This window comes from Achromobacter sp. CSND-B12 (assembly GCF_052906545.1).
In genome coordinates this window covers 594,973-608,200 of sequence record NZ_JBREGJ010000001.1, presented here as the reverse complement: position 1 = coordinate 608,200, position 13,228 = coordinate 594,973, and the positions used below count along the sequence as shown (strand labels likewise).

Below are 13,228 nucleotides of genomic sequence, written 5' to 3'. Positions count from 1 at the left end.
CGGCGAAAGAAAACGGGCGGGCCTGCCCGGGGTATTGCAAGGAAGCGGCGCCGGCTCGCCGGCGCCCAAAGCATCGCCCCCTCCGGGGAGGGGGCGTCGGGCGATTACTTCGGGGGCATCCGGATGGCGCCATCCAGGCGGATCGTCTCGCCGTTCAGCATGTCATTGGTGATGATGGCGTGCACCAGCTTGGCGTAGTCCTCCGGGCGGCCCAGGCGGGCGGGGAAGGGGATGCTGGCGGCCAGCGAATCCTGCACTTCCTGCGGCATGCCGAAGATCATCGGGGTGCCGAAGATGCCGGGGGCGATGGTCATGCAGCGGATGCCGGTCTTGGCCAGGTCGCGGGCGATCGGCAGCGTCATGCCAGCCACGCCCGCCTTCGATGCGGCGTAGGCCGCCTGGCCGATCTGGCCGTCGAACGCGGCGACCGACGCCGTGTTGATCATCACGCCGCGTTCGCCGGTGGGCTCGGGCGTGTTGCCGCTCATGGCCTCGGCGGCCAGGCGCATCATGTTGAAGCTGCCGATCAGGTTGATCGAAACGACCTTCTGGAACAGATCCAGCGGATGCGCGCCGTTCTTGCCGACGATCTTGGCGGCGGGGGCCACGCCGGCGCAGTTGACCAGACCGAACAGGGGGCCGAGTTCCTTGGCGGCGGCAACGGCGCGCTGGCCGTCGGCCTCTTGCGTCACGTCGCAGTGCACGTAGCGCTGGCCGAGTTCCTTGGCCAGTTCCTCGCCGGGACCGTCCTGCAGGTCGGCGATGACCACCTTGGCGCCGCTGGCCACCAGCATGCGCACGGTGCCGGCGCCCAGGCCGGATGCGCCGCCGGTAACGATGAATACCTTGTTCGCGATTTCCATGTCTCTACCACCAGATCAATTCAAGGGATGAAAACGGCGCGCCGGGCGCCGGATGCGACAAGGCCTTCGGGCCGGGGCCGGAACGCGTTGCGTCCGGCCGGCGCCGAAGGCCTGGGGCCTGCGAAGCGCCGATCAGCTCTTGACGGCTTCGAACAGGCGCGACTTGATTTCCTCGACCGCGCCGACGCCGGAGATCTTGCGATATTTCGGCGCGTCGGCGGGGCTCTGCTGCGCCCACGACGAGTAGTAGTCGACCAGCGGACGGGTCTGCTGGCGATACACGTTCAGGCGGTTGCGCACCGTTTCCTCGCGATCGTCGTCGCGCTGGATCAGGTCTTCGCCAGTGACGTCGTCCTTGCCTTCGACCTTGGGCGGGTTGAAGCGCACGTGGTAGCTGCGGCCGCTGGGCTGGTGCACGCGGCGCCCGCTCATGCGTTCGATGATGTCTTCTTCGGGGACTTCGATCTCGACCACGTAGTCCAGCTTGACGCCGGCGCTCTTGAGCGCGTCGGCCTGCGGGATGGTGCGGGGGAAGCCGTCGAACAGGTAGCCGTTGGCGCAGTCGGGCTGCTTCAGGCGATCCTGGACCAGGCCGATGATGATCTCATCCGAGACCAGGCCGCCGGCGTCCATGACCTTCTTGGCTTCGATGCCCAGGGGCGTGCCGGCCTTGACCGCCGCGCGCAGCATGTCGCCGGTGGAGATCTGCGGAATGCCGAAATGCTGGGTGAGAAACGCGGCCTGAGTGCCTTTGCCGGCGCCGGGAGGTCCGAGCAAGATGAGACGCATGAGTGCTCCTGAATGGGGTTTATTTTTTGTGATCCGAGCGATTATGCCGCAATGCAACAGCCTCTGCGGGGCCGCGCCATGCGAAATAACCCTTATATACGATTGCTGTAGATCAAGCGAACGCGTTCCAGGTCGGCCGGGGTATCTACGCCAGCGGCGGGAGGATGCGACGCCTGGTGGACGACGATGACGTGGCCGTGCTCCATGGCACGCAACTGTTCCAGCGATTCGAACCGTTCCAGCGCGCCTTGCGGCAGGGTGGGGAAGCGGCGCAGGAATGACACGCGGTAGGCGTACAGGCCGATGTGGTGCCAGGCCGGCAGCCCCTCGGCCAGCACGCGCTCGCCGCCGGCCAGCGCATCTCGCGCCCACGGGATCGGCGCGCGCGAGAAATACAGCGCGCGGCCGTCGGTGGCGCAGACCAGCTTGACCACGTTGGGATTGAACAGCGCCTGGACGTCCGCCAGCGGACAGGCGCAGGTGGCGATGTCCGCCTGCGGGCTGTCGGCCAGGCGCGCGGCCACGGCGTCGATGAGTTCGGGTTCGATCAGCGGCTCGTCACCCTGCACGTTGACCACGATGGCGTCGTCGGGCAGGCCGAGTTGTTCGACCGCCTCGGCCAGCCGGTCGGTGCCGGTGAGATGGTCGCCGCGCGTCATCAGCGCCCGCACGCCGTGGGCTTGGGCGGCCTGCTGCACGCGCGCGTCGTCGGTCGCGACATAGACCTGCGCGGCGCCGGACTGCGCGGCGCGTTCGGCGGTGCGCACCACCATCGGCTTGCCGGCGATGTCGGCCAGCGGCTTGTCGGGCAGGCGGGTCGAGGCGGCCCGCGCCGGAATCAGGGCGATGAAGCTCACGATGGGGACGGGTCAGGAAGAAGCGGGGGCGTCGTCCAGCGAGCGCGCCTCGGATTCAAGCATGACGGGAATGCCGTCGCGCAGCGGGAACGCCAGGCGGTCGGCGCGGCAGACCAGTTCGGCCTGGGTCCGGTCGTGTTCGAGGCGGCCCTTGCACAGGGGGCAGACGAGGATGTCGAGAAGGCGGGATTCCATGAGCGCGATTCTAAAACAGTTTGGGCGCGGGCAGCCCGCGGGCAGCCGCCCGACACGCCGGAAAGGGCGGACGCCAGGCCGCCGGATTACTTGTTCTGTTAATTATTGTCATATTTTGACGCGGCCGAAGGAAATTTCGGGACGGATAGTGGCCTATGATCCGCCGCGACGTGAGGAAAGAGGAAAAACAGGACAATGGATTCCAACACCATACGCATCGGCCTGATGCTCATCATCCTGGTCTGGTCGGTCATCAGCGCCATCACCTACATGGCGCGCCGCAGCGGCAACAAGGGCGCGCTGCGCGAACTCAAGCAGGAAGGCCAGCCGCTGCGGCGGCTGAGCGCGCAGGAGCAGGCGCTGGTGCAGCCGTTCCTGGTGCGGCCCGCCAAGCCCACCCAAAGTGTCGCGTTGCTGAATGACGGCGTGTTCCCGCTGCGCGGCGCCTTCGTGCGCCACGGGCTGGAATCGGGCCACGGCGCGGCCACCATGCACGACACCCTGGGCGGCGTCGACGTGGTGCTGCCTTATGACGCCCGCGACTATCTGCGCGAGGACAACCAGGCCGAAGTCGTGATGACGGAGAAATTCGCCATCGTGGTGGCGCTGAACGGCGAATTCGACCTGGCCGGCGGCCGCGAGCGCGAGGCGCGCCGGCAGAAGCAGAACCAGCAATGGTCCAGCGGCAAGCTGGGGGCGATGCAGAACGTGGTCGATGCCGAGGACGTCACCGCGGATGGCGCGGGCCAGGCGCCAGACGCCCAGGCCGAGCGCGAGTTCGCCGAGGCCATGCGGGTCGAGATCCTGAGCCAGCGCGAGGAAACGCCCGCCGAAATCGCCTGGCGCCGTCCGGCCGGCATCGCTTTCTGGCCCGCCATGCTGTGGCTGGCCGCGTTCGTCTGCCTGGGCGTCGCCGCGGCGGGCGGCGGCATGGCGTGGCTGGCCTCGGCCGCCGCGCCCGCGCTGCTGGCGGTCTGGCTGACCTGGCGCCGCCGCCCGCTGGGCGCGGCGCAGAAGGTGAACCGGGTGCGCGGCGAACTGAACGCGATCGTGCTGACCAATCCGGCCAACGCGCAGGCGGTGTCGACCCGGTTGTTCCTGGGCGACAAGGTGCCGGTGTCGCTGCCCGACCATTGGCGCGCCAACCTGGAGTTGCCGGACGACGGCCGCGTCGACGTGGACCTGCGGGTGGAAGACTATGCGGTGCTGCGCCTGGGCAATCGCTTTTCCGTCGATGAAGAGCAGCGCCTGTTCCCGCGGGTGGCCTGGGGCCGGCATGTGACGCTGGCGCTCGCCGGCCTGATTGCCGGCGCGGCGCTGGGCCTGATCGGCGGCGGCGATCTGCGCGGCGACATCGCGCTGGCGTCGGCCTGGGCGCGCGGCGCGCAGCCGCGGGTCTACGACACGGCCGCGGCGCTGGCCCAGGATCCGCCCGCGCCCGGAGACGTGGTGGCCTTGAAGGGCATGGGCCGCTGCCAGTTCCAGCCCGATGCGTACCGTCAGGACGAGGTGCGCTTCGACTGCGAGCGGATCCGTTGGCAGGGCGATGCGATCCAGGCCGACGAGCTGCGGGTGGCGCCGGCCGCGCTGGCGCTGTATTCCGGCGGTTTCCTCAAGACCCGGCCCAATCCGATGATGGACCTGCTGGTCCGCAACCGGATCTACGGCAGCATGGCCGGCAATCCGCTGGCCGCCTACAACGCCCGCAATGTGTCGGCGGTGACCGTGAACCGCGTGACCGACCTGGTGCTGACGATCGAGCTGGCCTGCGAGGCCGCCACCGGCCAGGCCATCGCCGAGTGCGATCGCCTCAAGGCCGAGACGGTCGACAGCCTGATGCTGGCGCGCGACGAGCCGGACAGCTGGCTGGCACTGCTGCGGCTGGCACAGGGCGGGGCCCTGAAGCAGCGGGGCAATGCCGATGACGGCGTCATCATCACACGCGCCGCCAACCTGCTGCGCGGCCTGGCCAGGAGCAGCATGGAGCCGCAGGTGCGCGAGGCCCTGGCGCGCGCGGGCAATGACCTGATGGCGCGCCAGCGCGGCGGTGTGGTCCTGCAAGTGTGGCCGGGCCGCTACGCCGATCTGCCGCAATTGCCGCCGCGCGACGACATGCCTGATCTGTTGCAGTCGTGGGTCCATCAGACCGCGATGCTGGCGGCCGATGGGGCCCGGCCGTTCCAGGCAGGCGGCGTGGTCACCGCGGTCGGGCGCGAGGCGTCCGGCGCCACTGTCGTCGACATCGATGCGCAGCGTTCGCTGGACGATCCGTGGCCGTCGCTGGCGCGCGTGCTATGGCTGGCGTTGGCACTGCTGCTGGTGGCCGTGCACGTGCCCCTGGCGGTGCTGCGGCTGCGCGCGGCGGCGGCCCGCAAGCGCGGCCTGGCGGAATACGCGCAGCGTCCGACCGCAGCGCGGCCCGCCTTCTTCTAGGAGCGGCGCGGGGCGCGCTGGCGCAGCGCCTGCGCCAGCCAATCGAACAGTTGCGGGTCGGAAAAACCGGCCCGCACCGGCACTTCCCACAGGCGCGCATCGTGCAACGCGGCGCACTTGATCGCGTCCTTGGACGTGACCAGGATGGCCTGCGCGGCCAGCGCCTGGAACGGTGAACTGGCGTAGTCGTGGTGGTCGGGCAGCGGCAACGTCGCCGCCAGTGTGATGCCCTGCGAGCGCAGGGTGCTGAAGAAGCGTTCGGGATTGCCGATGCCGGCGGCCGCTGCCACGTCCGGCTGGCCGGCGAAGGTGGCCAGCGGCCGGCGCGCGCCGCCCTCGATCTGGCGCGCCTCTCCAGGCTCCAGCCACATGTCGACCTGGCGCGGCCCCATGCCGGTCGACGCCGCCGCGCGGCCGTCGGGCACGCCGATATTGGTGATCACCGCGTCCACTTCACGCAGCCGGGAGGCCGGTTCGCGCAGGGGACCGGCGGGCAGCAGCCGGCCATTGCCGATGCCGCGCCGGTCCTGCACCACGATTTCCACATCCCGCGCCAACGCCAGGTGCTGCAGGCCATCGTCGGAGACGATCACGTCCACCCGCGGATGCGCCTGCAGCAGCGCCTGCGCCGCCAGCGCGCGGCGCGGGTGTACCGAGATGGGCGCGCCGGTGACGCGCGCGATCAGCGCGGGTTCATCGCCGAACCGGGCCGCGTCCAGCTCGCCCTGGCCGACCCGCGCCTGGGGCCCCAGCTTCACGCCGTAGCCGCGGCTGACCACGCCCGGCGTGTAGCCGCGGGCGCGCAGGCCCTCCACGGTGGCGATGACCATCGGAGTCTTGCCGGTGCCGCCGACGTAGATGTTGCCGATCACCACGACCGGCACGGGCGCGCGGTAGGCCGGCTTGCGGCCGTCGCGATAATCGGCGCGCTTGCGCGCCACGACGCGGGCGGTCAGCGCGGCCAGCGGCCGCAGCAGGGTGGAGAGCCAGCCGCCGTGCTGCCATTGGCGCGCAAGCAGCGAGGCCTTGGGGGACGGCGCGCTCACCGGGCGGTCTGGGCAGCGAAGTTGACGCGGCCGATGCCGGCCAGGCGGGCTGCTTCCATCACGTTGATCACGGACTGGTGAGTGGCCTGGGCATCGGCGTTGATGATCACCAGCGGTTCGGTCTTGCCGGCGGCGGCCTGGCGCAGCAGGTCGGCGATCTCGGGCGGCGTGGACACGTCGATCAGGGTGCCGTTGAGGGCGTAGCGCCCGTCCTGGCTGATGGCCACTTCCAGGGCCGGCGGGGTTTCCTGCTCGGCCGACGCCTGCGGCAGCGTGACCTTCAACTGGGTGTAGCGGGCGAACGAGGTGGTGGCCGCCAGGAAGATCAGAATGACCAGCAGGACGTCGATGAGCGGGATCAGGTTGATGTCCAGCTCGTCGCGGTCGCCCCGGGCGCCACGGAAATTCATGGGCGGTCCTCGCGCGAGGCGGGCGAGACGGCGCGCGCCAGGCGCGCCGCGGCGATTTCCATGGTGTTCAGGTAGCCCTCGACCCGGCCGCGCAGGTAGCGGTGGGCGATCATGGCGGGAATGGCGATGAGGATGCCGAAGCCGGTGTTGTACAACGCGATGGAGATGCCGCGCGCCAGCTGCGCCGGATCGCCGCCTTCCGGCGTGTACGAGCCGAATATCTCGATCATGCCGACCACGGTGCCGAACAGGCCCATCAGCGGCGCCACCACGGCGATGGTGCCGATGGCCGGGATGTAGCGGCTCAGGTCATGGGCGACGGCGCGGCCGGTGTCCTCGACCACGCTGCGCAGCTCCTCGCGCGGCAGGTGGCGGTGGCGCATGACCTCGGCCAGCACGCGGCCCAGCGGGGAATTGCGTTCCAGGCGGTTCAGGGCGTCGGGGCTGTCCTGGCGGTTGCGCAGCATCTCGGCCACCTGCTCGTTCAGGCCGCGTGGCATGACCTGGCTGCGGCGCAGGGACAGGAAGCGCTCGAAGATCAGCGCCAGGCCCAGCACGGAAGTCGCCAGCAAGGGCCAGATCGGCCAGCCGGCCTCGCGCAAGATGGAAAGCAAAACGGTCAACTCCAGGGGAGGGCCGAAGGGCGCGAAAGGGGGCCGCGCGTCGGCATCTGATCAAGCCGAAACTGTAACGGCGCGGCGGGGATGTGGCAAGGGCGGCCGGCCGCCAAGCTATCCACAGAATTTGTGGATAATTCTGTGCAAAACTTCGCCGGAAGGCTTGCGGGCACAGGGCTTGCGCTTGTTTGCGCTTATTTCGAGCAGCCTGTGTTGGGTAAAAATTCCATAAAAATCATATCCTTAGGTCGAATTTGCTGGCTTTCGGGCCAGCCGCGGCAAAAATGCCCGGACGCGGTATCATTGCGGCCCGCTACGTATGCCCTGTGGACAGGTACGCATCGGAAAGCCTTATGACAATTGAACTTGCAGTCACAAACAACGTATTCACGCGGGATATCCTGACAGTTGCCCAGCTGAACCAAGCTGTGGGGCAGTTGTTGGAGCGCAGCATCCCGGCGCTGTGGGTGCGCGGCGAGATTTCGAACTTCACGCAGGCGGCTTCCGGGCATTGGTACTTCACGCTCAAGGACAGCCGCGCCGCGGTGCGGGCCGTCATGTTCCGGGGGCGCGCCAGCGCGGTGGGTTTCGTGCCGCGCGCCGGCGACCAGGTTGAAATCAGGGTCAGGGTGTCGCTGTACGAGCCGCGCGGCGACTACCAACTGCAGGTCGACGCCATGCGCCGCGCCGGTATCGGCAACCTCTACGAGGCCTTCCTGCGCCTGAAGGAGCAGCTCAACGCGGAAGGCCTGTTCGATCCCGCCCGCAAGCGCGAACCGGTGCCGCTGCCACGCGCCATCGGCGTGGTCACCTCGCTGCACGCCGCCGCGCTGCGCGACGTGCTGTCGGCGCTGGCCCGGCGCGCGCCGCAGGTGCCCGTCATCATCTATCCGGCGCCGGTGCAGGGCGCCGACGCCGCCGGCCGGCTGGCGGCGCAGATCCGCCTGGCGAACGCCCGTTGCGAGGTCGACACGCTGCTGCTGGTGCGCGGCGGCGGCAGCATCGAGGATCTCTGGAGCTTCAATGACGAGGCCCTGGCGCGCGAGATCGACGCCAGCGCCATCACCACCATCAGCGGCGTCGGCCATGAAACCGACTTCACCATCGCCGACTTCGTCGCCGACGTGCGCGCGCCGACCCCGACCGCGGCCGCCGAGCTGGCCTGCGTGCCGCGTTCGGAACTGCTCGGTCGCGTCATGTATGCGGCCGAGACCCTGGCGCGCGGCCAACAGCGTCGACTGGAGCGGGCGGCGCAGCGGCTGGACCGCGCCGCCGCGCAACTGGTGTCGCCGGCCCAGCGCCTGGAGCACCAGCGCGAACGCCTGAACAGCCTGAGCTACCGCCTGGCCTCGGCCTGGGCCGGTCCGCAGGCCCGCCGCGGCGCCCGCGTCAATCTGCTGGCGCAGCGCCTGGCTCACCGCGTGCCCGACGTCCGGCGCGGCGCCGAACGGTTGGCCGCCGTGACGCGTCAATTGGGCCAGGCGCACGCGCGCCTGCTGGCGCGTCGGCGTGACCAGCTGGCCGCGGCCGGCGCGCAACTGCGCGCGCTCGATCCCGGCAATACGCTGGCGCGCGGCTACGCCATCGCCCGCGACGCCGACGGCCGCATCGTGCGCGATGCGGCCGGTTTGGCGGCGGGACAGGGCCTGGACCTGAGCTTCGCGCAGGGCGGCGCCCGCGTCGAGGTCAAAGAGGTCCGCGAAACGCGGGAGCCCTGACGCCGGGGCGGCAGGGCGGTGCAAGGTCAACTCGGCCCGCGCAATGGCCGGCCGGCGAGGTGGAACAATGCGGTTGAACACACGCAAGTCGGCGCGCGCGGCGCGCCCCGTTGCTCGGCGAGCGGTCCTGTGGGCGGCTCTGCTCGCCATCTCCATCGTGGCGGCGCAACCGGCGCGGGCCGAAGGCGCCGTAACCGCGACCGCAAAGGCCGCGACGCGCGCCGCGGACGCCTCGGCATCCGATATCCCGCTGGATCCGCCACCGCCGCCCGCCGCGCCCGCCACCGGGCCGGCGTCCAAGGCCGATTGCGATTGCACCTCGCCCTATCGCGACTACCGCGCGGCCGAAACATCCGACACCCGCGCCCTGTTCAGCGCGGTGGCCGCCAGCGACGAAGCCGCGTTCAGCGCCGCGTTGGGCAAGGTGGAGCGGCCGGGCGACTATGCCCTTGACGGCGTGCCGCTCCTGCACGCGCTGTTGACGCCTGCGGGCAAGCGCGGCAAACATGTGTATTGGGACATGCCGGCGCAAGAGGCCGCGCGCTTGCGCCAGGCCTATCGCGACGCGCTGCCAGCGCGCACGCGCATGCTCCAGGCCCTGCTGGCCACCAGGCCGGCGCTCGACGACATCACCTACGAATCGCGCCGCCCGTCGCTGCAACTGGCGCTGCTGTATGGCTCGCCCGAGATGATGGACATGCTGCTGGCCGCCGGCGCGCGGCCCGACCAGCGTGGCGACGAGAACAAGACCCCGCTGGAATTCCTGCTCAACCGCGACTTCGAATTCGCGGTGCGCATGACCTACCTGCCCAGGCTGCCCGATCGCCAGGAAACCACCCGCATGGTGCTGGCGCTGCTCAAGGCCGGCGCGGCGCGGCCGTTTGCCGCCATCGACGAACAGGCCGATGACGCCACGCGGCGCGCATTCAAGGACGCGGACGGCCAGCCGCGCAAGGCCGCGGATTATCTCGCGTGGGGGCCGCTGGTAGAACTGACCGAGGGCGCCGAGGTGGTGCGGGCCCTGGCCGCCACCGGCACCCGGCCGGCCTACGACGATGGCGCCAGCCCGCTGGCGCTGGCCGCCTACACAGGCAACGCCGGCGCGACCGCGGCGCTGGCCGAAATGGGCCCGCGCACCACCCCGGACAAAGCCTACGGCGCCACCGGCGACCTGGATCTTTGGCTGGACGCCGCGCAGGCCGCGGTCGTGGCGGGCCATGGCGACATCGCCGCGCCGCTGTTGCGCTCGGGCATGCCGTTCGACCAGCGCGGCCCGCGCAACGGCGCCGATCCCGCCGTCTTCGTCAGGATGCAGGCCGAGGAACAGCCCATCATGAACCTGGCCGCGGCCAAGGGCGACACGGCGACGCTGCAACGCCTGCTGGCATTGGGCGCGCCGGTCGACGGCGACGCCGGCGACGCGCAGGGCGACACGCCGCTGGCGGACGCCGTGCGCGCCGGCCAGACCGACGCGGCGCGCGCGCTGCTGGCCGGCGGCGCGAATCCGGCCGCGTGGCGGCAAGGGTATGAGCGCAAATCGGCCATCGAGCGCGCCATCGAGGCGGACAACGCGGCGCTGCTGCGCGAACTGCTCGCGGCCACGCCGCGCGAGGCCTTGCAGGCTCTGCTGGCCGACTCCGCGCATTCGCCGCTGGCGCTGGCCCTGCGCCAGCCCGGCAGGCAGGGCGCCGCCATGTTGCGGCTGCTGGCCGATGCCGGGCTGGACCTGAAGACGCTCGATGCGGACGCCATACGCCAGGCGCTGGAGAATCGCGATGTGGCAATGGCCACGTACCTGATCGAAGCCGGCGTGCCCGTCAATCCGGCGCCCGCCGCCGCCACGTCGAACGATGCGTTCGACGGCAAGGGCGTGCCGCCGTTGCTGGCGGCGGTGATTTCGGGCCAGGCCGCGATGGTCGACCTGCTGCTGGCCAGGGGCGCCGACCCGCTGGGCATCGCGCCGGACGGTCGCAGCGCCTTGTACTGGGCCATTGCCGGTGGCGACGATGCGATGCTCGAGCGCCTGCTGCGCGCCGGCGCCAGGATGGACGATCCGCGCCTGCCTCGCGCCCCGACGCCCCACGCCTTGTTGAATGCGGCGCTGCTCTCCGGCGACATGGCGCGGGTGGCGCGCGTGGCGCAAGGCAGCGGGCAATCCGCCGAGGCCGCGTGCCTGCCGCCGGGCGGCGAATATGTCCTGCTGGACCGGCCGGGCTATTTCGCGCAACTGCAGGCGGCCGGCTATCGCGGCGCGCGCGAAGATTGCGCGCGCCAGGAAGGGGGGGCTGCCGCAACGCCTGCTGTCGGCGTTGCTGCGCGACCGGCAACTGGCGGTCGCGCGACGCGACACCGTGGTCGACGTATTGCGGCGCGTGAAGGAAATGGGCGCGGACCTGGACGCGCCGCAAGGCGAGCGCGGCGCCACGCCGCTGGGCGCGGCCATCGAGCTGGGCCGCGCCGACCTGGCCGAAGCCCTGCTGGCCACGGGCGCCAGCGCGGATGCGGCCGATGCGCAGGGACGCAGCCCCGCCTGGTTGGCGCTGGCCAGCGGCCAGCCACGGATGCTGGCGTTGCTGGCGCGGCACCAGGCGCGCTTCGACGGCGCGGCCGCGCCGTCGGGGCAGTCTTTCAATCAGACGCTGGCATGCCAGGCGGCGCCGGACTTCGCGGCCGTGTTGCAGGCGGCCGGCGTCGTGCTTGAACAGACCTGCCCGCGCGCGCGGGCCGCCGGCAAGGCGACGGCCAAGTCGGCCGCGCGTATCCCCGGCCATTACTATCTGCGCGGCGTGCGTGAAGTGGGCAGCGAGCTGCTGCTGTCGGCCGACGGCAGCTTCGATTACCTGATGAGCTACGGCGCCACGGACATCCAGGCCAGCGGCACCTGGCGCAGCGATGGCAGGCAGGTGATCCTGGACACGCCGCCGATCCAGCCGTTTTCGGCGATCGGCAAGGTCGGCGCGGATGCGCGCGCGGCCGATGGCGACCAATTGACGGTGCGCGTGTATTACCAGGGGCGGCCCGTGAAGGTCGACGTGGCCATGTCCTCGGCCAGCGCCGATTACGCCGGCACGCCCAAGCAGTCGGAAGGGGCCGATGGCGTCAGCGCGCCGATCGCGCCGGGTGACCTGAAGGCCCTGGCCGTGTTCGTGCCCTTGCCCTCCGGCGCGCGCTGGCACAGCGTGGATGTGAGCAAGTCCGATATCACGGCGCGTGCCTTGCGCATCGATCTGGAATTGCCAGAATCCGCCAGTCGCACGCCGTTGCATATGACATTGGCATTGCGCGCCGATGGCGCGCTGGTGGCCGCGCAGGGCGGGCGCGAACTGCGCTATGAGAAAGAGTAGCGTTTACGCGCACGGTCATAAACACATACCTGTTAACCCCGCGTCGCCGCGGGGTTAACGCGGTATCCTCGTAGAGTTGCCGATACAATTGAACGGCTTGATCGTGCACTCAACAGAAGGAACCGACACATGGCACATACTCTTCCCCCCCTGCCTTACGAACTGGACGCGCTGGCTCCGCACATCTCGAAAGAGACGCTGGAGTTCCACTACGGCAAGCACCACCAGACCTACGTCACGAACCTGAACAACCTGATCCCGGGCACCGAGTTCGAGAACCTGTCGCTGGAAGACATCGTCAAGAAGTCCTCGGGTGGCATCTTCAACAACGCCGCGCAGATCTGGAACCACACCTTCTACTGGAACAGCCTGGCTCCCAAGGCCGGCGGCGCGCCGACCGGCAAGCTGGCCGACGCCATCAACGCCAAGTGGGGCAGCTTCGACGCCTTCAAGGAAGCCTTCAACAAGTCGGCCGCCGGCAACTTCGGTTCGGGCTGGACCTGGCTGGTCAAGAAGGCCGACGGCTCGGTCGACATCGTCAACACCAGCAACGCCGCCACCCCGCTGACCACGGCCGACAAGCCGCTGCTGACCTGTGATGTCTGGGAACACGCGTACTACATCGACTACCGCAATGCCCGTCCCAAGTACCTGGAAAACTTCTGGGCCCTGGTGAACTGGGACTTCGCGGCCAAGAATTTCGCCTGATTCCGCTGCGCGCCCGTCGCGCATCGCCAAGGCCGAGGCCCCTCGCATCGCGAGGGGCCTTTTTGTTTTCCGGGCCGTGGAAACGCCGTAGTAATTCTGTATTACATGGTCAAATTTTGTATATTGTCGAATCCATTTTGTCGAAAATGAGAATGAATCTCCCGTTCCTCCGGCCTAACCCGGGGAAAGGCAGCCGCTATTGTTGATGGCAGTCTGCGGCTGAGCCATGGGGCCAAGGACCGCGGCAT

At 69.8% G+C, this 13,228-nt stretch carries 12 protein-coding genes; 5 read left to right on the top strand and 7 right to left on the bottom strand.

What is annotated here, in order from left to right; translation table 11 throughout:
- Positions 1-104: 104 nt before the first annotated feature.
- From ACUTAG_RS02705 to ACUTAG_RS02690, 4 genes are all read right to left on the bottom strand, one after another.
- Positions 105-863: a 3-hydroxyacyl-CoA dehydrogenase gene (locus ACUTAG_RS02705; RefSeq protein WP_148318184.1), complete on the bottom strand. Its 759-nt coding sequence runs from the start codon at positions 861-863 to the stop codon at positions 105-107.
- Positions 864-995: 132 nt separating this feature from the next.
- Positions 996-1,652: an adenylate kinase gene (gene adk, locus ACUTAG_RS02700; protein ID WP_020928458.1), complete on the bottom strand. Its 657-nt coding sequence runs from the start codon at positions 1,650-1,652 to the stop codon at positions 996-998.
- A gap of 92 nt (positions 1,653-1,744) precedes the next feature.
- Entirely contained in the window at positions 1,745-2,509 is a 765-nt protein-coding gene (kdsB, locus tag ACUTAG_RS02695) for a 3-deoxy-manno-octulosonate cytidylyltransferase (protein ID WP_020928457.1), read from the bottom strand.
- A gap of 12 nt (positions 2,510-2,521) precedes the next feature.
- Positions 2,522-2,704 (bottom strand): Trm112 family protein, encoded by a 183-nt coding sequence (locus ACUTAG_RS02690; protein WP_006384001.1) that lies wholly within the window; start codon positions 2,702-2,704, stop codon positions 2,522-2,524.
- A 195-nt stretch (positions 2,705-2,899) separates the two neighbouring features.
- Between ACUTAG_RS02690 and ACUTAG_RS02685 the strand changes: the two genes are divergently transcribed.
- Positions 2,900-5,137 carry an IgaA/UmoB family intracellular growth attenuator gene (locus tag ACUTAG_RS02685; protein ID WP_058664803.1) on the top strand — a complete coding sequence of 746 codons (2,238 nt, stop codon included), beginning with the start codon at positions 2,900-2,902 and terminating at the stop codon, positions 5,135-5,137.
- Here the strand turns inward: ACUTAG_RS02685 and lpxK are convergent.
- The 3 genes from lpxK to ACUTAG_RS02670 are packed head-to-tail and all read right to left on the bottom strand — an operon-like array spanning position 5,134 to position 7,207.
- Positions 5,134-6,183: a tetraacyldisaccharide 4'-kinase gene (lpxK, locus tag ACUTAG_RS02680; protein ID WP_047991204.1), complete on the bottom strand. Its 1,050-nt coding sequence runs from the start codon at positions 6,181-6,183 to the stop codon at positions 5,134-5,136. The two genes, ACUTAG_RS02685 and lpxK, sit on opposite strands and share 4 nt — an antisense overlap.
- Positions 6,180-6,593, bottom strand: coding sequence for an ExbD/TolR family protein (locus ACUTAG_RS02675; protein ID WP_006383999.1), 414 nt, complete (start codon positions 6,591-6,593; stop codon positions 6,180-6,182). The genes lpxK and ACUTAG_RS02675 overlap by 4 nt, the downstream gene beginning before the upstream one ends.
- Positions 6,590-7,207 carry a MotA/TolQ/ExbB proton channel family protein gene (locus ACUTAG_RS02670; protein WP_020928454.1) on the bottom strand — a complete coding sequence of 206 codons (618 nt, stop codon included), beginning with the start codon at positions 7,205-7,207 and terminating at the stop codon, positions 6,590-6,592. Before ACUTAG_RS02670 ends, ACUTAG_RS02675 begins: the two co-directional genes overlap by 4 nt.
- Before the next feature lie 356 nt (positions 7,208-7,563).
- Between ACUTAG_RS02670 and xseA the strand changes: the two genes are divergently transcribed.
- The 4 genes from xseA to sodB all read left to right on the top strand — a co-directional run bounded on the left by xseA (position 7,564) and on the right by sodB (position 12,980).
- Positions 7,564-8,928: an exodeoxyribonuclease VII large subunit gene (gene xseA, locus ACUTAG_RS02665; protein WP_038503967.1), complete on the top strand. Its 1,365-nt coding sequence runs from the start codon at positions 7,564-7,566 to the stop codon at positions 8,926-8,928.
- 73 nt (positions 8,929-9,001) lie between these two features.
- On the top strand, positions 9,002-11,629 hold the full coding sequence (locus tag ACUTAG_RS02660; RefSeq protein WP_446649974.1) for an ankyrin repeat domain-containing protein: 2,628 nt from the start codon (positions 9,002-9,004) through the stop codon (positions 11,627-11,629).
- Positions 11,622-12,272: a hypothetical protein gene (locus ACUTAG_RS02655; protein WP_446649973.1), complete on the top strand. Its 651-nt coding sequence runs from the start codon at positions 11,622-11,624 to the stop codon at positions 12,270-12,272. Before ACUTAG_RS02660 ends, ACUTAG_RS02655 begins: the two co-directional genes overlap by 8 nt.
- Before the next feature lie 129 nt (positions 12,273-12,401).
- Positions 12,402-12,980, top strand: coding sequence for a superoxide dismutase [Fe] (gene sodB / locus ACUTAG_RS02650; RefSeq protein WP_006383994.1), 579 nt, complete (start codon positions 12,402-12,404; stop codon positions 12,978-12,980).
- The last annotated feature ends 248 nt before the right edge of the window (positions 12,981-13,228 follow it).

Excerpts from the sequence above, each read along its gene's own strand:
- ACUTAG_RS02690 (WP_006384001.1), bottom strand. The coding sequence starts at position 2,704 with ATGGAATCCCGCCTTCTCGACATCCTCGTCTGCCCCCTGTGCAAGGGC.
- xseA (WP_038503967.1), top strand. The coding sequence starts at position 7,564 with ATGACAATTGAACTTGCAGTCACAAACAACGTATTCACGCGGGATATC.
- ACUTAG_RS02705 (WP_148318184.1), bottom strand. The coding sequence starts at position 863 with ATGGAAATCGCGAACAAGGTATTCATCGTTACCGGCGGCGCATCCGGC.
- ACUTAG_RS02675 (WP_006383999.1), bottom strand. The coding sequence starts at position 6,593 with ATGAATTTCCGTGGCGCCCGGGGCGACCGCGACGAGCTGGACATCAAC.
- adk (WP_020928458.1), bottom strand. The coding sequence starts at position 1,652 with ATGCGTCTCATCTTGCTCGGACCTCCCGGCGCCGGCAAAGGCACTCAG.
- ACUTAG_RS02685 (WP_058664803.1), top strand. The coding sequence starts at position 2,900 with ATGGATTCCAACACCATACGCATCGGCCTGATGCTCATCATCCTGGTC.
- sodB (WP_006383994.1), top strand. The coding sequence starts at position 12,402 with ATGGCACATACTCTTCCCCCCCTGCCTTACGAACTGGACGCGCTGGCT.